General features: G+C 43.7%; 16 protein-coding genes, 1 tRNA gene and 1 pseudogene. All 18 read right to left on the bottom strand.

Annotated elements, in window-relative coordinates; all coding sequences use genetic code 11:
• Positions 1–173: 173 nt before the first annotated feature.
• Entirely contained in the window at positions 174–680 is a 507-nt protein-coding gene (locus FU659_RS17935) for a hypothetical protein (RefSeq protein WP_147948830.1), read from the bottom strand.
• A 363-nt stretch (positions 681–1,043) separates the two neighbouring features.
• Positions 1,044–1,562, bottom strand: coding sequence for a hypothetical protein (locus FU659_RS17930; protein ID WP_147948829.1), 519 nt, complete (start codon positions 1,560–1,562; stop codon positions 1,044–1,046).
• A gap of 987 nt (positions 1,563–2,549) precedes the next feature.
• Positions 2,550–2,696 carry a zinc ribbon domain-containing protein gene (locus FU659_RS37310; RefSeq protein WP_261807888.1) on the bottom strand — a complete coding sequence of 49 codons (147 nt, stop codon included), beginning with the start codon at positions 2,694–2,696 and terminating at the stop codon, positions 2,550–2,552.
• A gap of 30 nt (positions 2,697–2,726) precedes the next feature.
• On the bottom strand, positions 2,727–3,032 hold the full coding sequence (locus FU659_RS17920) for a hypothetical protein (RefSeq protein WP_147948828.1): 306 nt from the start codon (positions 3,030–3,032) through the stop codon (positions 2,727–2,729).
• A gap of 503 nt (positions 3,033–3,535) precedes the next feature.
• Positions 3,536–3,610, bottom strand: a tRNA-Ala gene (locus FU659_RS17915).
• Positions 3,601–4,185: a dihydrofolate reductase family protein gene (locus tag FU659_RS17910; RefSeq protein WP_147948827.1), complete on the bottom strand. Its 585-nt coding sequence runs from the start codon at positions 4,183–4,185 to the stop codon at positions 3,601–3,603. The genes FU659_RS17915 and FU659_RS17910 overlap by 10 nt, the downstream gene beginning before the upstream one ends.
• Before the next feature lie 99 nt (positions 4,186–4,284).
• Positions 4,285–5,121, bottom strand: a complete 837-nt coding sequence (locus FU659_RS17905) for a helix-turn-helix domain-containing protein (RefSeq protein WP_147948826.1) — start codon at positions 5,119–5,121, stop codon at positions 4,285–4,287.
• A 507-nt stretch (positions 5,122–5,628) separates the two neighbouring features.
• Complete coding sequence (locus FU659_RS17900; protein ID WP_147948825.1) at positions 5,629–6,831, bottom strand: macrolide family glycosyltransferase; 1,203 nt, start codon at positions 6,829–6,831, stop codon at positions 5,629–5,631.
• A 1,270-nt stretch (positions 6,832–8,101) separates the two neighbouring features.
• Positions 8,102–9,256: a heparin lyase I family protein gene (locus tag FU659_RS17895; RefSeq protein WP_147948824.1), complete on the bottom strand. Its 1,155-nt coding sequence runs from the start codon at positions 9,254–9,256 to the stop codon at positions 8,102–8,104.
• 487 nt (positions 9,257–9,743) lie between these two features.
• Positions 9,744–16,229 (bottom strand): Ig-like domain-containing protein, encoded by a 6,486-nt coding sequence (locus FU659_RS17890; protein WP_147948823.1) that lies wholly within the window; start codon positions 16,227–16,229, stop codon positions 9,744–9,746.
• 330 nt (positions 16,230–16,559) lie between these two features.
• Positions 16,560–16,802 carry a hypothetical protein gene (locus tag FU659_RS17885; protein ID WP_147948822.1) on the bottom strand — a complete coding sequence of 81 codons (243 nt, stop codon included), beginning with the start codon at positions 16,800–16,802 and terminating at the stop codon, positions 16,560–16,562.
• A 58-nt stretch (positions 16,803–16,860) separates the two neighbouring features.
• Positions 16,861–17,076 carry a type 1 glutamine amidotransferase family protein gene (locus tag FU659_RS38895; RefSeq protein WP_397355978.1) on the bottom strand — a complete coding sequence of 72 codons (216 nt, stop codon included), beginning with the start codon at positions 17,074–17,076 and terminating at the stop codon, positions 16,861–16,863.
• Between the two features lie 655 nt (positions 17,077–17,731).
• Entirely contained in the window at positions 17,732–18,832 is a 1,101-nt protein-coding gene (locus FU659_RS37305) for a prenyltransferase/squalene oxidase repeat-containing protein (protein WP_261807892.1), read from the bottom strand.
• Positions 18,809–19,593 (bottom strand): annotated as a pseudogene (locus FU659_RS37300) (prenyltransferase/squalene oxidase repeat-containing protein); the annotation flags it as partial. The pseudogene FU659_RS37300 and the gene FU659_RS37305, both read right to left, overlap by 24 nt.
• A 496-nt stretch (positions 19,594–20,089) precedes the next feature.
• Positions 20,090–20,455 (bottom strand): hypothetical protein, encoded by a 366-nt coding sequence (locus FU659_RS17870; protein ID WP_187274220.1) that lies wholly within the window; start codon positions 20,453–20,455, stop codon positions 20,090–20,092.
• Positions 20,456–20,719: 264 nt separating this feature from the next.
• Complete coding sequence (locus tag FU659_RS17865) at positions 20,720–21,091, bottom strand: VOC family protein (protein WP_147948820.1); 372 nt, start codon at positions 21,089–21,091, stop codon at positions 20,720–20,722.
• 256 nt (positions 21,092–21,347) lie between these two features.
• Complete coding sequence (locus FU659_RS17860; protein ID WP_147948819.1) at positions 21,348–21,941, bottom strand: GNAT family N-acetyltransferase; 594 nt, start codon at positions 21,939–21,941, stop codon at positions 21,348–21,350.
• 186 nt (positions 21,942–22,127) lie between these two features.
• Positions 22,128–22,568: a hypothetical protein gene (locus FU659_RS17855; protein ID WP_147948818.1), complete on the bottom strand. Its 441-nt coding sequence runs from the start codon at positions 22,566–22,568 to the stop codon at positions 22,128–22,130.
• Positions 22,569–22,595 lie beyond the last annotated feature (27 nt).

The following is a 22,595-nucleotide window of genomic DNA, read 5'->3' as shown; positions in this document are numbered from 1 at the left end:
TAATTATATTCTCACAGGCAAGAAGAAATCGCCAAGACAACTTCCCGTACGCGTCGTACCCTAGTAGAGTCTACTGCGATCATAAATAGCCGCGACTGTTGCTCTGCCGGTCAGAGACCCGACGTGGCCGCTTGCAAAACTGTTCCACATCGAACGGGAATATCGTCCCTCCCCTATCGATATCGATTGCACAATTCGGCATACTCGCGAAACGGCGTCGAATAGACGTGAAATTTTCCATATCCCGTTTCGAACGAATGATGCTTTGTCGCCAGCTTTTGATACAGACGGTTCGTGTACACGTTATCCGCCGAAGTCGGAATTCTTACTTCTTGCACATCGGGGTTCGCTTCTAGAATTTGCTCGGCCAACACTTGCAAGCCCCTTATGAATGTCCGGTTATTCTGAACCTCTTCCGAAAAGCAGCTGTTGCCCAACACCGCGATTTCTTTATGCTCATACCCGGCTTCCGCCAATCCAAGCACAAAGCTTCCGATTCCGACGACCTTGTCCCGTTCATTAACGATAATAGCGGCTCTTCCTTGCTGCATGTAATTTTTTACGTCTCTAAGCACAAGGCTCACAGGATAACTTGAGATGATCGAAGCTCGACGCTCAATATAAAAATCTGTAAATCTGCTCCATTGCCATGTACTCGTGCATATTTCGAATCGGATCATGCTCCCACCTCATATTTTGAATATTTTAAATATTTCGTATTTTCTGAAATTTATTGTTGGCGTTTTCAACTTTATATTGTATAGTTACTATATATTTAATAGAGGGGGTGAATACATATGGGCGCACCTGCATGCAATCCACCATTGGCGGTACAAAATAACGACCGTTCAAGCGGGAATGTGAAACAGTAATGATGAACCGTTGCCGTAGCCAGAAAGCGAGGTGAACAGACATGGGAGATGCAGGATGTCAAAACGGAAATATTACTCTTACTCGTCCAGCCCCACCACCAAGGGAGTAGATGGGACCGAAACCGGCTGCCAAAGCCGGTTTTTTTATAAAAATGCCCTCATCGTGGCCATTTATTTCATAGCTTGCGACCTATTTCTTTCAACATATTGGCTCAACCGGTCGGGCGTAGTGACGTAAAAGCTCAGCATGCCGCACGGATGCATCTCCGTCTTGCTCTCCGTTGCGGTTTTGCAAAATAATCTTCTATGAGCGTCGGTCGGAGTGCAATAAAATCCGATCTCAACGATCGGTTCGTGCAGTTCTTTTTCACGCTCGACCAAAGCATCCACAGCTCCAAGGAGTGTTACTCCTCTGCGGAAACCGGCCTCGAGATAGAGTAGGTGCACTTCGATTCGGCTCCGATCCTCTGAACCATCTTCCTTTGTCCAGAACGTGTACGCAAGAACGCCACGAACCTGACCGCCGCCGTCCAAGGCAATCATGAAACCCTGATCGTAAATAGCGGTATTTAGCGACGCCATGACTGTACTCCACTTATAGGGGACGCCAAGATCCTCAGCATACCTGCACAAAAATCGGACCCCGTCCTCTTTCGATTGCTCCGATTCAGCGACTATCCATTGCAGCATTAATCCTCTCTCCTTCATATTCTCGTCAACCGATCCATTTTATCTAATAGTAACGGATGAAACTACTTAAGAAACTGAAAAGAAAGCGCTTCATGTGAGGTTTAATCAAGGAATTCTGAACGGAGAGCCAAAAAAATGTCGAACAAGGTGATTTCCTTTGTCACTTTCCGAACACCGCACCAGAGTAATCCTTCGATCACTTATCGCCAAGAATTGCAACAGCTGGGCTCCCACTTATCCAGGGTCATAACGGAGCGATCTGCATTGGGACTCTACCGCGTTCTACTCGCGACCAAAACTAACTTCATAACACATGACGTCCAAATCTAGGTCCAATTCGTACCATCGTTGCAGGTCTGCGCCCGATCCCCACTGACATTACGACTCGCCTACGGCCAGGTAGCGGGGTCGAGCGGAGCGTCACCCGAAGTCATTCCCTCTATCTCTCAGCGCCATAGTAGTTGCATTTCGAACTTGGATTGTTCCTCGGCAATTTGATAATGTTCTTTAAACTGAATAAAATTGTACCGCGATAGAATGCCATCTTGGCAGGGTCGCCAAGAGAAGGCGTTGGAGCACATTCAATGAATTTACGGGTCATAAAGGCTGGACTAACTTCATAAGAAATCGCAAATTGACAGAACTTGAACCGATAGCTAAATAAACCCGCGATTACCGCGGACTTCAATCGGACAATGTTCTTGTCATCTGACAGGCTCATTAACCCCGAACGCACAACAAAAACGGCATTTCTGCCGTTTGAAGGTTAAGTTTGATGGAGACTATCGGGATCGAACCCCTGACCTCATCGCTGCCGGCGATGCACTCTCCCGCAGTAGTCAACTACACTGCCCTAGCCGCTTGACCGTGAACTAGTAACTCTTTACTTCCATCTCTCTAGCTTGTGAATGTTTCTTACATACATGCCACCTAAAACTTTGGAACCCATCTCAATGCACTTTTCTCTTACTCTTTGTTTCATCTCATCTACAGTGATGTTTTTTGTGCGAACTCACCTTCTTGATAACAATGTTTACAATACATAAGACTTTTCTCAAGAGTTTTTTCAACCCCGCGATCTTCCGCTTTCTTTAACGGCATGGCACAGCTTTGGCATTTTTTATATTCTTTCATCGATATCTCCTCCAAACTGTTTAGTTAATTCTATAGTGCTTTAAAAATTTTTTCGACTCTTTTTAACTGAGAAACCGTAAGATATTGTTCTCTTTTTTTTAACACATTCATAAAATCTTCTTTATTCTCGTTTGATACAGCAAGTAGAGTACTTTCCGAGTGCTGGGGAATTTCTTTTGATCTACAAGTTTCTAGATGATTGAGTAAAAAAGGGAAAATCCGCTCATTGAATTGCTTGTTTACGGATGCAAGCTTTGCTAGTGTTAGTATACCTTTGTCAACGGTAATGACGGAACCTTTATTAATGGTAGAAAATAATGTTTCGAGATGATCCATAATGGAAGCAGATGATACTATAGCAATGGTAGATATACAACCGTGTTGAATTTTGCTGTCCTTGTTCGATAAAGTTACTTATACATTAGCATTCAACTTCCATATATTAACATCAAAATTATCCTCTAGCTGATTCAATGAATGAGAAGTAAACTTTAGAATAACTGTGACAAAATTACGGCAAAGTTAAACATAGCACCTATATATTTGAAAAATCAATGATTTTTTTCTATTCTGATGCTAATTAAATACGCCCGTTGGAGAAACTGAAAGTTCGGTGTCGTGCTCAACATGCTTATAAATAAAAATAGCAACCTGTTAAGGTTGCGGTCAGATTGTTGAGAAACCCTATCTTGGGTTAATGAATTTAGTTGAGCTATACTGTCACAACTCATCTATTCATTTCAAACCATCAATATTATCGACTCCACATGTCAGGTGTGCTGCAACAAAATCAATTCAATACAAAAAAACGGGATCTCTGCCATTTATGCTTAAGGTATTGGTGGAGAATAGGGGGCTCGAGCCCTGACCTCTTCGCTGCCAGCGAAGCGCTCTCCCAGCTGAGCTAATTCCCCATCCCATAGAAGTGGTAATGAAGGACGATATTTCCAGATTCAAACGTCCTCGCCTCTACTGGAGTGAGTGCAAACTGCCTAACGTGCTCAAACAAAGGTTTTCCTTTACCCGCCACAACAGGACTGACAATAAAGATATACTCATCAATCAAACCTTCCTTGGCAAGCTGCTGTACGATAGAGCCACTGCCAAGCACAAGAATGTCAGAGCTAGCGTCTCTTTTTAATTGTTGTACGACTTCGATCAGCTTGTCATTATAAATTTGGGTATTGTCCCACTCAGTTCCATTGATAGTTTTGGAGAAAACGATTTTGGTCATGTCGGTCAACTCTTGAGCTATCTCTCTTAAATGACTAGGCGCATCGGGATTATGGAGCATCGGCACCCAGGATCTTTCAAATAAGCGGTAAGTCGTACCTCCCAAAATAAGTGTGTTCATCTTACCGCCGATCGCATGCGCCGCTTTGTCAACCTCCGGGTCATGGATAAACCATTCCATGCCTGAACTCGCTTCGTTCAAACTGGCAAAGTAACCATCAATCGATATCCGGTTCAACATTTTAATTTTGTTCATAGCCTTTTTACTCCTCGGTTATGGATTTGTTTATTCCATATGGAATAACTTGATCATACCCGAAACGGTGATAAAAAAATTGGATAAAACCGTCCAATACTATAAGTAGGAGGACCCTGCCAAGTCACTATGAAAATCACTAACTTTCATCGCAATATGTTTCGGACTTACCCAGGAGAACGATTTCATATCGCGTATAAAATGGGACTGATCGTAGTAATTCAGCGCGAAGGCGACGTCGGACAACCGTTCGTACTGCCCAGAATGCATCAAACGCAATGCTTCATTTACGCGTCTTACTCTAATGTACAAATGCGGAGGCATACCTACGACACGGGCGAAGCGTTTCTGAAATTGCCGCTCAGAAATATGGAATACGGCTAGCAGATCTTGTACTTTAATACTCGCGATATGTTCGCGAATATAATCAAGTATCAACTCGATGAGCTCGTCCCGCATATTCGTCTGCTTTAGATGGGTCATTACAAAGTGATTGAGCCAATATACCCGTTCGTCAGTCGAGTTCGCTGACAAAAGCTGCCTCTCGAGTTCCACCGCGTCAAATTGATCCGGAGCCAATAGGCCTTGGTTATGACCAGCCGCGTCCCAGCCAAACAAGCTGTAAAGCGCATGAGGCTTAAAAACCAATTGGATCGTCGTATAAGGCGTACCTCTAAAACGCATGATGCTCGGTTCCGAACCTTGTCCATGCAGAAACAAGACAGGAATATTGGATGTTTGAGCGGAGCGTATTGCAATACTTTCTATCGCTGCCTTTGTATCTGAAGCAAGTTGGAAGACAATACCGGGGTAGCCGCTTGGACAAACTTTAACCTCGAGTGGCCGAGTTCCTGAGTGAGTTGAGATTCGCAGGCACTCGACATCCCGGCTTAAAGCTGAAGGGGGAGGCAAAACGTTAAAGTTGATCGTTGTCATAATCTCTATTTTACAGGAATCCGGAGCAACTGGAAAGTTGTAAAAACTTTTAGAACTTTTAGTTGTAAAAACTTTTAGAATCAGACGCCGTGCTCGTCCGCTTCGCTCCGTCCGCGCGGGACTACCCCCTTCGCTGCCAGCGATGCGCTCTCCCAGCTGAGCTAATTCCCCGTACAAAACTTACTGCTGGTATTCAATTCTTGGGGCTGTGTAACCGACCATGCCGTGCTCCCAGATGAGCTATGGCCCCTCGGTGAATCTAATGCTGGTATTCAATTCTTTGAGATAATCGAAGAGCTCATGCCAATACTGACTTGAGCTCTTAAGCTTGCATTTTTTCGATATATTAGGCAAATGTGGCTCCGCCCATCGACCCAGTCGTGCTGCGATAGGTGTAAAAGCCGATCTTCAATTTATTAGCCGGCTTCCTGCCTCCTCCGATTGATTTTCTTAATGAAAATCAATTATCAACGTCGCAAGCGACCGCGGCTTCCTTGATCAGCGTCGCTAGATATGAAAATGATTATTAAATTCGAAAATCTCATCAACAGCTTGGTGATACCCACCTGATCGTTGAAAGGATTCCCTAATATTTGCAACAGCTTTATTAATAGATGGGTCGGTTAACAAATGATCTGCGGCTTCACGTAGTTGATTTGCTGTCAAGCTTTGCATTTGTAATTTAATGCCTGCTCCAATATTGGCGACTTGCTCGGCAATGATCGGCTGATCCGCACTTTGCGGGATTACAATTAGCGGAACCCCGTAATAGAGACCTTCATGGGTACTGTTCATTCCACCATGTGTAATAAATAATTGAGTGTATTGCAGTACATCAGTTTGTGGAACATAATTTTTTACGATGAAGTTTTTAGGAATTTCCCCTAAATCAGAAACTTGGGTTTTATTCCCAATTGACATAACAATAGTACGATCAGTGTTCCCAAATGCCTCAAAACAAAGCTTATAGAAATCAATTGCTTGGTTAAAGACTGTACCCAGTGAAATGTAAATTGGTTTTGTCCCCTTGATTGCAGTAAAGTCGAAGTTTTCTTGAGTTAATCGAGAAAAGATGGATGGACCTACAAATTTATAAGTTTGGTCGAAAGCTTCTCCATAAGGTTGTAACTCCCTTGTTGTATAAACGATTGTAAGTGGTGCAGGATTACAAAACACTTCGTAAGGAGAATGGATCTCCACATCATATTTTTCCTTCACCATTACCGTCAGGCTTTGAAATTTATCGTTTATAGGTTTAACTATTTCTGTAGGGACTTTTGTAGAAAATTGGTCCAACATTTTATCGAATGATGCTTTTGGCTGCGCAAAAGAAGTACAGGAGTTGATTGCAGGAAGCTTAAGAATTTGAGCAAGTAAACGTCCACAACCAAACATGGAATCATGGATGATGTAATCAAAATGCTCTCCATTAATTTGTTCAAGAACGCTTGGTATGACGATATCGGCCGTAAGTAAAAGACCGTTGATTCTTTCGAGTAAATAATCTCTTCCACCTGAGATAAAGGCCTTAATAAATTTTTGATCGTCAAATGTTAGTACTGTAGCTCCCGTCTTCTCAATACGCTCCCGAAAAGCTTCTATACAAAAGTACACTACCTCTTCTCCACGCGAAATAAGCTCTTGCACAACGCCTATAGTTGGATTGATATGCCCTTCGGATCCCCCATTAATAAATAAAACGCGCGCCATTGCTACCACTCCTTAGGTATACTGATCTCTAAATTTGTGTAAGAGTAAGGGGCTATGTCCCATACCATCGCTCGACTGCAATCAAGTTTATCATAGTACAATACTTGAAAATCTCAAAACTTTAATCACCATATTATTCCACCATTCTGCGCGTTTGTATTATGAGATCAACCAGAACTTACTGTTTGATCCCAGACTGTTGATAAAGTTCAACTGGGTACGAAGGATTTTGAAGAAAATGGTCAACATCAGGGTACTTTGTCATAAACTCATAAATTTGTCCAGCACTTGATGAACTGTTTTCCCGATGATTAGGATCAGCAGTAAAGAGTTCTATAAAAACGATAAAGGATCTGCCGCTGCAGATCCTTTGACATGACAAAATAGGAGTTTTTGTGGTGTTATTGTTGGCTGAGTTCGCTTTTAATCTTGACTGTGAAAAAAGTTGATCGACCAAAAGTATGCTATCTGCGCTAAACAAGTTTATCAATTTGGTTATTGAAAGAATGATTTCGGATACCTCAACTCACCTTTGATTCTTTTCATCTTTACCTCTGAATAAAGCATGACCTACTATTTGGTGGTTTTCTTCAGCTACAAGCGACAATTCGCGGATAAATCCTTCCGATGATCTAATCCTTTCAACGAGCCTGGATTCATTTTCCCTTGGCGGTAGCCTTCTCCTGTTTTTGTTGAGCTCTTGTTTTCAGTTAGCTCAATAATATAGTACTTAGACGATGATGCAAGGTGGGGATGGCATGCCTTATTGTTTCATCGGCAGTGAGGCCAACCATTTTGAGAAAGCGCATCGCCTGCAGGGACTGCGAGTACTGGTGCCCCACCTTTGTGCTGACGGCCGTGACAAGCGTTGCCGTAATGTTTCTTGATGTGGAAGGACGGGAGTGATCGTCTTGCTCACTTGGATCTTGATCACGCTAAGCGCTCCCGCCAGTAAATTTTGAAGTAGGTTGTGAGTACCCGCTTTCATCTGGTTACGAACAGTTCCTTAACGATCATTAAGACAGTCAGCTTTTGATAAATAACCTTTTTGACTGATCAACGTAAAGAAACAGCGACAGTGCCGCTGCTTCATTCAACTATAGTTTTTCATCAGTGATATAATTCAATAAGAAATGGCCGATACGTTCTGGATTTGGACATTTAGACATTCCATCTGTCACAACAATTCAGAGGTAATAACAGTCAGATTATTCAACTGAAACAGCCATCACTTGATGACCTTAGGGACAGCTCAATAGATCCTTAGTACTTACTTTACTATTAAAGTATACATGCTAGCCGATGTACTTCCATTGTTCCCCAAAGAAACCGTTGAATTTGCAGAATACGTTTTTTGATATAAATTAAATGTCCTTGGCGTGGATTCGCTATTTACCAGACTTGTTCCCGTGTCTGTCCAACCGCTTAGCCATGAAGGCTTGATAGTGATCGAATTATTTATTGCTACATAGACGGTTGCATTTCGAGTTACGTTAAAAGTTACCAACGGGTCTGTTGTGTAAGCTTTGGAATCATTTGCGGTCCTAATCCATTCAGCCCCTGCCACGATGGTCGGAACGGACGTAAATGTGAATGTCCTGTCACCGTATTGGCTATTGCCTGCCTGTAATTGTTTTTGCACGGACCAATTGGCCGCATTCGCCGTATCCTTGACGGAAAAATTAGAAATAACTGACTGAGCCGGATCCTTCCCGATACTAATATTACTAAGGTAACAGTTTCTAGTATTATTGGCTATGACTCCTTCATCCCGATTGTAGATTCCGAATTTCGTATGCATGTTGACGGTTGCTCTAGGGAAGCTCAAGCCCGATTGATCATACACCAGAACGCCGTTGATCCACAATTTGAAATAAGCATTCGTTTCGGAACCCTTCCACTCTACTTTAAAATCGTTCCATTGATTAGTTTTGAGCGTATAGTCAAATCCGGATCCTATACCTAATACAGACAATTTCCCCTTTTCATCTGCAGTTAACATCCAATAAGGTCCGTTGTCACCTATAACTTGTGCAATAGATGCATTGACAATGGAAGTATCGAATCGTTCTCCCCAAGCTATGCTTACGGCTTGATCTCTTGGCCATTCGTATCCGTTCACGTTGATTTCGGTTCTTGGATTCGTACCCGAAGAGGTCCTATAATCATCGCCGGACTGCCATAGCAGCTTGAGAATAGTACCACGCTGCCCAAGCGGATCAGTCACTCTGGTGATTCTACTGTCTGGAAGACCAGATGGCGATTTTGATGTGCCATTCATGTTCTGTTCAAAATCCTGAGAGTACATGATCGTCCCATCCGCATCAGGTCCCTGAGTGCCAGCGAAAACAAGCGAGGGGAATGGCAAAAGACAAATGGCAAAAATCAAACTGAACAATCTTAACGTTTTGAAATACTTCTGCACCAAAATACCTCCTGAAATTTTATTTTTTGGTTTTTATTTCTGAAACAGTTACCCTTACTTACCTCCCTTTTGGATTAATTTTGAGCAGCAGAAGTTGGCAGAAATTTAGATCATTCCGCTGCTGTCAAATTATATGTGCTTTCATGGTAAAAATTAGTTTGATTTCTTTTCCTATTTGTTTAAATTCCTATCATTTTAGGGGTTTTCAGAATAAGAAGGGGCTTTTTTGGAACAACCCCTGATCTTACGCAGTCTCCAGTCGTTTTGACGGCAATCTCAATCTGCTCTTACTTTTTGATTTACCTTATAATTCATGCTTAGAGAAGAAGATCCAATTTTAAACGCTTCCAGAAAAAATTAGGCGACTTCTCCCCGGCTGAATACGGTGAAGCGATCACCACTTAATGGGCGCACATAAACACAGGCTGCCGGATCATTCCGGCAGCCTGTATCTATTAATTGAACCCTTCCCCTATCAATTATTCTTTTATAGACAACTACTGCTGTAAAATAATTTTTGCGCTACAGCCGCAAGATCGTTAATATCTATCACACCATCGTTATTGATATCCGCGCTTGCTAACCAGTTCGGACTGCTCAGGGTTTCTCCATAGTGACTAGCAACAATAGCCAAGTCGCCGATACTGAATTTGCCATCACCGTTCAGATCCCCTGGTATCGCAGCATGGATCGAAGCAAGGAACGCCTGCAGCGATGCATTCAAATCGGCAATAGCTTGGTTAACTTGATCCGTTGTGGCTTCAGAATTGCCTGCTACGCTTTGTGCCTTAGCGATAGCCGCTTGAAGAGCTGCTTTCGAGCCTGCTGGATATTGTCCCGGTCTGCTTCCTTCCTCTGCCGCATCGCACTTCGCTTGTACGGTTGCTATCAGTGCATTCAGTGCCGTTTTATCCACGACCGTAATTTGTAAACTGATGGATGCGCCTTGCACAAGCGTTTCTACGCCATGGCCGTCGGAGACGACCACGTCTGACAAGGAGACATTGCTGCTCGCGGATTGCGCTGCAGGATTCACCTGGAAGCTCAGCTTCAAGATCGCTCTACTGTTGCTGTCCGTAATGGCATGAGAGGCTCCTTCACTGGCCGAGATGATTCGAATATGCCCCGGTGTTCCCGCATGGCTCACAAAAAGGCCATCGATCAACGGGGTTACCACTCTTAGCTGTACTTGCGCTGGGTCATAATTAACGGTCAAATCTTCGGCATAAATGCCTCCGCTAACGATCGAACCCGTGTTGCTTAATCCATAGGTCAGATCAAACGATTGCTCCGGATATAAGACGCCCGGTCCCGTTAGCGTTGCCGCAAGTGCTGCGACCGTTTTGGCCGGAACAACGACTGGAAGGCTGCCAGTAACCGCTTTGGTGTTGTCCGATGTCCGAGTCACTTCCAAGACAAGGTTAACCGTGGTCTGCACGTTTGGCGGAATAATAGTTCCATCGGTTAGAATGACCGAAGTGTTATTCGAGCTCTTGACAGCTATGGTAAACCCATATGGTACAGACGGCAACGTTACACTTGTCGCGTCTTTCGCCGGAGCTGCAATGGCTGAAAGGTTTGCTGCAATATCCGCCGCTGTTGGCAGAGCAATTTGAACCACCGTAATATTAGCCAATGCCTTATAGGTTGTGTCTGCTACGGTTCCTTGTACGCTAAAGCTTCCTGCAGCTGCATATTGGGATGAATTGATGCTGTTCCAGATGACAGGCAGTTGCTTAGTCGTGCTATCGCTGTAAACCGCTGTTACTACCGAAGGCAATACAGGCGCAGTTCCTTCTGTTGTCGTGATGTTGATCGGTGTAATGCTTACAATCTGCGCCTGGACCGGAGATTCTGCCAGTAAGGTCGGTGCCGAAATCATAAACTTGCGAGAATACGGATCTGTTCCCATTGACTTTACAGCGACTTTGGACACATCGGTCATGTTACTCGGTAAAGTATAGCTTGTTGTGCCTGCCGATAAGTCAGCAAGTACCGTAGTGCCATTATAAACCGTGTAGCCTCCGCTTAATGCATTGGAATCCCATTTCAGAATTTTTGCTGAACCACTGGTTTCAAGCTTTAGGTTCTGCGGAGGAGTCGGCGCATTAAACACTTGAACTTGTGTAAGGCGCGGAGGTCCTGTAAGATCCGAACCCGCGTTGCCGCCGGATGCGTTCTCTACCTTTACTTTGATATACCTTGAATGGTAGGTCTTACCAAGGTCTATCGGGTACGAACTATCTGCCGAATCGGCACCGCCGTTGTTGTTGCCTGTCGCATACGTATAACCTTGCACTGTCTGTTTATCCACTTGTCTAAATGTCATGGCGTCAAACTCAGCCGCCGATGTATGGTTACTGAAATCATCAGATACATTAACGGTTGCGCCTTTCAATCTCGTCGATTTTGCAAACAGTCTGATTTGGCTGAAATCCATGGCCTGGCCAAGGTCAATGACGAAGCTGCCTTTGCTTGCTCCATCGGTACCGAGCCACGAGTAGCCCCCAATTTGACTCAAGCTGGTCACGTTGTTCACATTGTACTTGGTTGCGTCTTCCAGTACGCCGTTGGTCAGCTTGTTTGCATTACCGTATTCATTAGCCCGCGCAGATTGCAACTGGATCGGGTTGGCGCCTTCTGTCGAGCCTACGTTATACGCTTTTTTATTAAGCGCAAGGTTTACAGCGGACACGCCTGATGCCACCTTGCTTATGGTAATGTCGGCAAGCTGAAGCGATGCGTCATATACAGAGTTTGCGCCGCCATTGGAGCTGCGGTAAATGCCCCACTTCGGACGCTGATATTGATCGAACGTAGCCGGATACTCGGTCTCAATTCCGCTTCTCTCCGCTCTTCTCCATAAGTCCTTCACACCGTCGGTTGCGCCCGAGTTCGTAAACACTTGATAAACATCCGGGCTGTCAAAAGTGTATACCTTGCCGGTTACCATATCCGTTATTTTGATCGTAAGCCAACCGGTATCGGAAATGAGTGCGTTTAGCTCCACCTTGATCCAATGGCTGTCGATTTCTTTTAACGGAATGGTCAACAGAGTCTTATCGCCGTCATACCGGTTATGATTCACAACGAGGTTCCTGCTTGTCGTTCCGGAAATTGACATCGCGAGCAGATATGCACCGTTTTCTCCGCCGCTGTTGCCGCCCGGCAATGTATTAGCCCCTTGGGCATTCGTAGCCTTCAACTGGAATATATGTCTGAAGCCTGATTGATTCCACTGGTTGCCGTCCGGAATATTCCAAAGCCATTGATAGTTCACCAGATCTCCCTCATAGGCGGTAAAATCATGGGTCGAATCTTCGCTTGGACGAATTTCGACTCTTTGCCTGTCATTGATCGCTGCGCCGTCAACAACATAGCCTAATGCCGGGTCAAAAACACCCTTGTGGCCGTACTCGCCGTTGCGAACATTTTCTGCGTTTGCGTCATTCACGCCTCTGCCGTTGGCAACGACCTTGAACACATTTTTTTGCAGGAAGCTGTCCCATACGCTCAAGATATGGTCGTCGGCCAAAGTCGCCCGAGGATCGTCACCGTAAAACTCGTGGTAAGAATCCCTGATCCTCTTCGTTATCCCTTCAACCGGTTCGTCGGTCTGCATTGCGCCGCCCAAAATGTTAAATGGAGATACGCCTTCAATAGCGTTCATTTTGATCGTCTTCTCATTCGCGCCATAACCGCGGGCGGTTACGTCCAGCAGGAATACAGACGGAGCGCCTTTGCTGAAGTGGAACGTAAATTCATTGGTGCCGAGCGGCAATTTGGCTAGGTATGAAGGTGCGAATGTAGCCGCATTGCCCGATAACGAGTAATCCGTATTGAGACGAAGTGTATCAGATCCTTTGGAGATGCTCGTCAGCGTTTGGCCGTTGGTAAGATTTATGCTGGCAGTTATCGGCGCGACTTGATCCCATGTGCTGTAGGTATCCTTAGCCGGCGCGAGAACTGTTGTGTTAGATGCCGGATTTTTACCGTAAATAACCAAGCCGGATAAACCCATCATCGATTTGCTATCATCCGTGCGCTTGTCGCCCGGTCCGACAGATACAATTTGTATCATTACATACCTGGCTGTGAACGGATACAGGAAAGTCTTGTTATCATAGCCCCATCTTTGACCGTTATAGGTTTTATAAGACCATAAGCCTTCTGTTTCCGTACCCCCGGCCAGCATCCAGCCGTTCGCTTTCCAGTCATAATAGCTTGCCGAATCAGAAGCCGTTGGCGCAGTTGCCCAAGCGCCGGGGTCATTAGAGTAATATACTTCGAATCTTGTCGCGTTGGCTTGGATATTTGCGATCGTGTTAGGTATTTCAAGGTACAATTTATCGATCGTTTTTGACACGCCCAAGTCAAGAGTCAATGCCAATGATGAAGGCGAATAATCGTTCTTATATATATTCGAGCTTGAATTGCGCCAATAGCCGCTGCCGCCCGACTTCAAAGCGTCTGCTCCCGAATGACCCGGAGCTTCCGAACTTACCTTGAGATTCACGCCTGCTTGTGGTGTAAAGCGGGACGGATCCAACAGGTTGACAGAGCCAGCAGGAACTTCCGGTTCTGTTTCCGATACAGATGGTACTCCGAAGGCTCTGAATACATTGCTGAGCAAGCCACCGGCACTTATCTGATCGACATCGGATACAAGCAGCAAATATTGGGCTCCAACCGACTCTGCCAAAGTATAGCTAACCTTCGGGTTCGTACTGCCAGGCGGAGTCGTCTTTCCTGCTCCGGGAATCGGAATCCACGAAGCGCCATTTGCAGTCAAGAGCGGTTTTTCTGTTCCTGTATTGGGATTGGTGTCAAAGTTACCGCCCTCCACAAGTTCATTATAGGCGGCAGCATTATTTGTAGAGTACACTTGATAGTTTTTCAATATTTTACTATTATTCGTCCATTCAATTTCAATTTTGCTGACATCGATCTTCTGTTCCAGCTTGATAGCCGCCCAGTACTGGTGATTGCCTGCTGATGGCTTCGATAAGGAACTATGCGCTTGCCAATTGGTGGATGAATTGTCATCGATAAAGTTGTTTTTGGTTGCTCCGCTTTGAGTGACAACCTTAATTTCGGCCCCCGGCGTTACCGCCCAGTTTTTATAAGCCGCAAGGTTGACGTCAATCGACGGCTTAATGTTTTTGCTGTTCGTAATGCCTGGACCGCTGAACTCGCCATAAATTTTAGTTATACCTGAGACATTGGGCTTGTAATCGGTCGGGCTCCATGTGACGTTTACCATCTCCGTTTTACCCGTACTTAAGGTAACATCAATTTTGGAAGGTAATGGTAATTTATTGAACGCTGTGCCTACGGAAGCCGAAATTTCTTTCTGTCTGACCCAGGCTGCAACATCCTTAGCTTGTGCATTCGGATTCCAGCCATCAGGGAAAATGTAACTGTCTTTATCCCTTTTGACCAGGTGTGTATCAGCCAAATACATCGTTGCCGATTGAAATTCATCTGCATAGGCCGCATCTCCCGGAGTATTGTACATCCCCCGATATAGACCCCATTTGGAACGATTTTGCTGCCCTGATTCAACAGGCAGGTCGCCTCTTTCGATTCTGCCGGTAATCGGGTTCTTCACTTCAGGGCGTCTATATGTTTCGGCTGTCATTCCGCCTTGGAAAAGCACTTTGTCTGTTTCCAGGTCGACAAGCTTACCGTAAAGATAACCGTTATCGGCTGTTAAAATAGTAACTTCCATATCCAGCCAGCGGTCAACGACCTTGTCTAATGGAATTGTGAACAATGGCTTTATTCTGTCCGCATCGCCGCCATCCGGATTGTTTCGGAATTCAAGTTGTCCTTTGCCTCCGCTTGAAACTAGCGAAAGGGTAGTCACCGGCTGGCCGGCTGCGTTGCCTGACACTTCTTTCAATTGGAATATGTGCCAAAACCTTTGGGGATTAATAAAATCACCGGCTTGATGATTCGCCGTATCATTCTGAAACTTTAACGTTTCCGCTGGAAGCATAAGCCTCCAGTGATGGGTCATAATGTCGCCGCCCAGACTATTGGCATCGATACTGGACGCGCCGGTGTTGCTCTTAATTTCCAGTCTCTGGCGGTCGCTGTTGACCGCTCCGCGATCGCCGTCGTCCCGGCCCACGCCCCCTGGAGCAACGAAAGGCAAAAATTCATGAAAACGCAAAATGTCGGAGTTCAATTTATTTGCGCCCGGAGTATTGGCGATCCCGTATTTTGTGAGCGCATCCACATCGTTTTTGCCAATGGTCTGCAAATACATGTTGTCTCCCAGCCAGGATTCAGGAACTGTAGAAGCCACAGGGTAGTCTCCAGAACGGTCATAGACAGAATCCGACCACGATTTTCCGCTGTAGGATGAGGGGGTGCCCGGACCTTCTACAGAACCTGTCGTACTGCCATTGCCAATTTTAGAAGCGCCCATCACATCCCATGCGGATTCGCCCGCATGAATATTGAGTGGCAAAAATTTGTCGTTAGGTCCCATAGGGCCTGCAATCGCGGGCAAAGCGCTTTCCACAGTAACCGTAATCGTATATTTTTTACTGTTGCTGCTGTTGCTCTTATCGGTTACCGTCAAATAATACAATGTCGTTCCGCTTGCTGAAAATAAGTCCATTTTGGCATCGCCTTTGTTGATGCCGCTGGCAGCAAAAGAGATAGCTGTTGTTCCGTTGCTTCTGTAAAGTGTCGCGGAAGCGCCTAGGTTCGTTGTTACGTTCAACATTTGGTATAAGGTGCCGTAGGGCAACGATATATCAATGGTTGCTTGATTAAGATCAACTGCTGCGTTTACTGGCTTGTTCACTTCAATGTTCAGTATATCTAAGCTGTCTCCCGTCGCTGCAAGAACTGTTAACGCTGGAAAAACACTAATAATAAGCGAAAATACAAGTACAAATGAAAGAACAGAGCTTAATACCCTTTTTAGAACTCGTTGCTTAAACATCTTAATAGACATCCTAGAGCCTCCTTGTGTCAAATACGGATAATTAAACGTGGGAGTCAAGACAACAGCTGCGTTCCGTGTGATATACAAATGAATACACTACCAAAGCCACTTTTCTTGGAATCGCTTCCAAGTTATTAGACCAGCTCCTTCCTTCTCCTAGATTAATTATTATAAAGCACAAGCTTGTTTCCGCAGATGGAAAAATTTATGATAAGGATGTTATTTTTAATCATATGGGTTGTGAATACAGGTTTTCCCGCTCAGTGATAATAAAATAAAGCAAAAATCCACCTCGCTCCCGCTTTATATTTAATTTTTCTGCCTACAACCGTGTACGTATCACTTCACCGCGTTCGGAATGCTCGTCCGGAAATCATTCAAGCTGACCAAGTTGGAGGACAAAATACCAACCACTACAGATCGGATATTAATCAACCAATCTGTAGAACTCGTCGTCCTATGCTGCATCAGTAATTGCTCTCCATTATTTCCGAGGACCTCAACTAAGATAGGATGATGTTCCCAGAGAGATATTTGTCCAATAAGAAGAAAAACAGGAAAGTACCTCCTATATTTACCCATGTTTCCTCCTACTAGAAAAACTCAATAGCTACCATTTCATAAGACGAATAATATAGCTTTAGGATTTCCTGATTAAGGTATATGGGAGAGGTTTCATGTCCAGCCCCAAGTCCTTCGGTGATAGGGTGGCTTGGAGAATCCAGATGCGCTCCTTCTCGTTGGCTTCCCGCCATTTGATATTGCACGAGGTGTCCATCAACTTTTTAAATATTTTCGATTGGGAAGCAGAATGCCGATCATAGAAATCCAGACCAAGCTGATATCTTTTCTCCATTGTTCTGCTTAAAAGAGCACAAGCTTTCTTTCCAAGTCCTCCATGTTCCCTCCGGTATACGAGCATTTGTAAAATTAGTTTATCATATGAAGATTAGAGACCTGAACAAGAAAAACCACCCATTCACATCAGATCGTGATAATAGGCGGTAGCTTAATTATTATATAGAATCTAGATTTTTATTAAAGGAATTTCGAGTTCGTTATGAACAAAAATCATGTCGGAATCTGATATCAAATACCTCCATGGATTAGATTCCACATCTGTCTACGATGGTAAGGATTTTGAGGATCTACGCAGCAATTCATCAGCCACTGAGCTGCGTTCTCTCTTTGGTCGAGTGTCACTGGCACTCCCAAACAATCGGATAGCCGATCAATCATGTTACAGCACCTACCATAGTCTTTTAAATCTTCAAATCTGTGGGACCGAAGAATTCCGCAAACACGGTTGAAATGCAGAGGGTTCATGAATCTGCACCGGAACGTTCTCATTAACTGCGGGTCAAGGTATGCCATAATTTCTCCTTTCGTATCGATCATTTTCTCGCCATTAAGATGGAAATTAAAGCTTTCTCCTACTTTGTGACGGTTAGTTTAGCATATGTGATCGTTCAGAAAGGGACAGGGCTGCTTTCTCGTAAAAGTGAAATTGGTTACATGCAGTAGTCATTATATTTCTTAATATAATGACTCAAGGTGAGTAAGGGCCAAATATGGGGATAACTGTGATAATGAATATAGAAATGCCCGGGCAGCCCGGCACCGGTTGGGTACGATGATCGTTTGCTTTCCTGCTTGTTCCATTCCATTAAATTGGCCAGTCCTTTATTAATCTCTTCAGTTGGCTGATCATGGATGGCAATAAGAGTATCGAGTGCCCAGGCCGTGTGAACCACTGTAGAGTAGGGAGCAGGAACATACTTTTTATCTATATCGCTCTTGCAAGACTCGCCCCACCCACCGTCCAATTGCCTGATCTTTAATAGCCAGTCAAGCGCTTGTTGAATGATCAGATGATCGACAGGCATCCCAATTGCTCTCATCCCGGTAACAGCGGCCCACGTACCATAGATAAAAGAAATTCCCCACCGGCCATACCATGATCCATCGTTTTTTTGATTTTTGATAAGCCAATGTACACTGTCTTGAACCCGGGGATGAGTCATCGTCAACTTTAAGTGACTGCCCAAAAATTCAAGGGTACGACCTGTTATATCCGCCGCAGAAGGGTCTACAACCGTATCAGCAAAGTTCTGTATACCGAATAGGCGAGTCATATATGGGTTGCTGTTCTTTTCAAAGGCTGCCCAGCCCCCATCATCATTTTGCATTCCCAACAACCAGTTAACTCCTACTCTCCACGCCTCCCGATAGTCTAATTGATGGTCAGCAAACCGCGTAAGCGCCCGCAAAACGGCCTGCGTATCATCCACATCCGGATTTGCAGTGCTGCTTTCAGAAAATCCCCATCCTCCTGCGAGGTGAACAAGAGTGTTCCCTCCCCCCTCCCTTAGATCTCTTTGCTGAAGAGTAAGTAAGTATTGAGCTGCATGCTGAATCGCCGGATCTTCTGTCGTTAGTCCCGCTTCCTGTAAAGAATGGCAGATCAGCGCCGTGTCCCATACCGTAGAAGGAGAGTTCTGAATATGGGCCTCATTTTTTATTTGGTATCCGAAAGAGATTAACCCCTGAATGGCATGCTGAATAATAGGAGAATCGGGCTGGTAGCCGAGAGACAGAAGAGCATAAATCATGAAGAAGGTGGCGCTCGCATAACTGCTGAGAGTACCGTCCTGTACTATATTTTGCAGCATATAACGCTCTGCTTTCTTAATTGCCGCCTTAGAGACAGGATTGGCTGGCCAGCATTTGGAAAATACATATAACCAACGCCCCTTTCTATCAAGTCTCCTGTGTTTACGAGTTACAAATAAGTGAGTGATGTCCGGCGCGGATGGCTGCCTAAGCGAGAATTTCCGGTGGCCAAGAATCATACGGGGGCAAAATGAGTACGAACATAGGAACTCCATCTGTAAAAGCTAAATGGGATTAACTTAGGCATATGCAATAAGAATAGAGGGATCGGATAAAAGGTAGGCCAAGGGTAGAGATGATTTAAAGCCAGCATGAACTTGGTGGAAATATGAGCATTCTCAACTCCGCCGTTACGAAGGATAAAGGCTTCCGCCAATTGCATATGGCGGTCATGTCGATCTGAATATCCAGAAAGCAGCAGCCCGGTATAAGCCTCGATCGTAGAAGAGAGATGACCCTCATCATCGTCGTACTGCTTCCATGCTCCATTCACTGCCTGTTTGTTCAGCAAGCGCTGGCCCAGCAAGGGAATGAGCTCCTTGTCTTGGCTGTTGAGGGTGCTTAAGAGAATCATCATATAGGCGTCTGTCACAGGTCCTGTTTCAAAACAATACCTCCAAGACCCGTCCGCATTTTGCTCAGTCTTCAGACGGCTGATGCAGCGTTCAATTTCAAATTGTACTTTCTCCAGTAATTCCATATTTACACCCCGAAACAGGCGGTTCACACCTTATTTGGCTCATACTATGTACGGCGCGATATTTCGGTGGAGGCTTTCACCCAATCAGGCTGAATTTCAATCATTTGCCTAGATGAGCAGTTGCTGTGGAGGAGCGTCTATATGCAACTACTTTGCAGGGTATCTAAGTAAGCGTCAAATAGCCCACACCTTGTTATAAAGATGCAGGCCACAATGTGAATATATTAGGATTTAAACACACGACATGTTAATGGCAATGATGGAGACCAAGGTAGCAGTTTGTCTAGTCATTATTTCAGTTCTTTCCTGTGATTTCATCAAACGTTCTTGTATTCACGAATCAAGCAGCGTTAGCCTGCGGGTCTGACGGACTTAGCCAGTGCAGGATTGTCTGCTGAATCCGCTTCTTCGAAAAGCCTCTGCAGACTAAGGGACCGCCAGGTCCGTCGCGTGAATACTCTGTTAGATGAAGTAACCTTAATCTGTGAGACTACTTTCAAATTGGGTTATCGCATTTCCATTCAGCATCTAAAGCCGTCAAATCAAAATTTCGAGAATTCAATTCTACTTCTAATTTTCCAGTGCCTCTAATATCAGTGATACACTCTCTTAACTTTATGTCTTCATTATTCAAGTCCCATTCCTTATCCATATCTTTCTCATTAATTTCGTACTGAAGTATTGAGAAAAATAATTCGTTATTTTTGGATAGATCATTTAGATATTTATTAGGTTTTGATTGTAACTCATGGCCATATACATCCTTCATAACGTAAGGTCTAATAATAATAAATTTCCGATGACCTTGTAAGGTTGGAATAATTTCAGCTGCAAGACTATTTCCAGCTAAAATATGGTTCATTTGCTTTATACTAAGCCTTTGCATTTTTCCACTCTTCTTTATCGGTTTTATATAGCTTTAAGGTATTTCATCTAACGTTCTTGTGTTCCCGAACACTCACCGATTTAAGGCCGGAGGCCGGGCGCGATGCGCTTAGTCGGTGCAGGATTGTCTACCTGAATCCTCCTCCTCGGAATGCCTCGGGCAGACCAAGGAGCGTTAGCTCCGCAGCGGGAACAGGTGTTATCAGATGGTCGGGACATCTTTGAAATATTTACAAAGACTTCATACTTCTTTAGATTCTATTAATTCTATTCTTCTTCCGTCAGGGTCTTCCAGAACCGCTCTAATTCCCCGATCAGTTTCAGTCGGACTTGATATCACTTTGCCTTTCAAGACATCTATTTTTAGTATAACTTTATTAATATTCTCAACATAAAACCCAATCATTAATGCTCCAGAATCTTTCCAATTTGGAGTATTGGCTTCTGTTCCAGGATAAATCTCAATCACAAATTGGTCTTGGACATATGAATAATGAATTGGTCCATTTCCATGTTGTTCTTCATTAAGTTCAAGACCTATACCTTGATAGAACTTTTTAACCGCTTCAATTTTTGATGTTCTAAACATAATAAAGTTAATAGATGTTTTCATACTACCTCCCATTAATCTACTATTAGATGTAGGTTGTGTGTCGCACTTATAAAAATTTCCCGACTTTCTGATAACGTTGTTGTATCTACGAACCCTAATTGGCTTAAGGCAGCTTGCTGCCGGGTCCGGACGGACTTAGCCAATGCAGGGTTATCTGCTGAATCCACTTCCTCGAAATCCCTCTTGCAGATCAATGAGCGTTAGCTCCGCAGCGTAGATACGGTGTTATCAGAAGGAATCTGCTTCTTCGAAATACTTACAAAAATCTTGTTAATTCTATATTGGAATATGTACTATCAGAATAATCTTTATCTCCAAATATCCCGTTAATCTTGTCAAACCCTAATTTACTCCAGAATCTCAATGCAGACCAGTTCTTTAATGCTACATTAATTCTGATTTCTTTATACCCTAGTCTAGTTAGTCCTATAATTATTTGATTTATTATTTCTTGTCCATATCCTTGTTTCTTATATTTATTTCCTACACACATAAAAGCTATATATGTAATGTCACTCCGCGGATAGCCGTGGTATATACTTAACATTCCGATCAAATTGTTACTATCTCCATTAGTTTTTATCGTTTGAAATTTATAGTTTTCTTTCTTACCACCTGGCGGTAAATCTCCTTTAAAGTAACATTGATTTATGTATTCTGTATCTGGTTCACGTCCATCCCAAAGACTTATATTGCTACTTGATTCATAAAGTTCTTGTACTTCTTCTAATTCTTGAAGTTTGATGTATTCAAATATAAGCCTTTCAGATTTCCAAGTGGTTTTCAGAGCCACCATAGTATCACTTCCAATTGGTTTAATATATTTTTCTGATAGCGTTGTTGTATTCACGAACCCTCACCACCTTAAGGCACGTTAGTGTCGGCCGTGATGCGGTTAGGTGGTGTAGGGTTGTCTGCCTGAATACACTTCCTCGAAATTCCTCGGGAAGACCAAGGGGCGTTAGCCCCGAAGTGCGAATACAGTGTTATCTGAAGGAGCATGTCTTCTTTGAATCGCTTACAAAATCTCTTTGAATTAATCTGCTCTACGTAGAATTTCAGAATTAATTAACTTATTTATATCAATATTTAACTGAGAAATAACAAATTCAATTCCTGAAATCCACATTGTATCTCCTTCCAAATCAGCTTGTTCTAGCGCACGATCAAAAAAAGGAATTAATTTTTCGTTATTATACTCCTTCAATATGTTTATTGATTCTAGTGATCCGGGCCAAGTAAGATCTTTTAAAAGAAATATTAACCAAGGAATTGCAAATTCTGTTCGTGTAATTCCAATATTCTTAATAATTTCTATAGCATTATCCCAACAGTCTTTGCCAGTATCTTTAATTAGACTTGGTATAAATTCATCAGTAATATTATCTATTAAGTGTTTTATTGCTTTTGATTGAACATCTTCAGATTTGCTCCAACTGAGGTCATCTAAACAGATTTTAAGAATTTTATAATTCATCTACAATACGCCTTCTTTCATTACAGA

The sequence above is a fragment of the Paenibacillus sp. N3.4 genome, assembly GCF_008017805.1.
In the GTDB taxonomy this organism is placed as follows: Bacteria; Bacillota; Bacilli; order Paenibacillales; family NBRC-103111; genus Paenibacillus_E.
The sequence above is the reverse complement of the archived record's forward strand: the minus strand, read 5'-3'. Positions and strand labels throughout refer to the sequence as shown.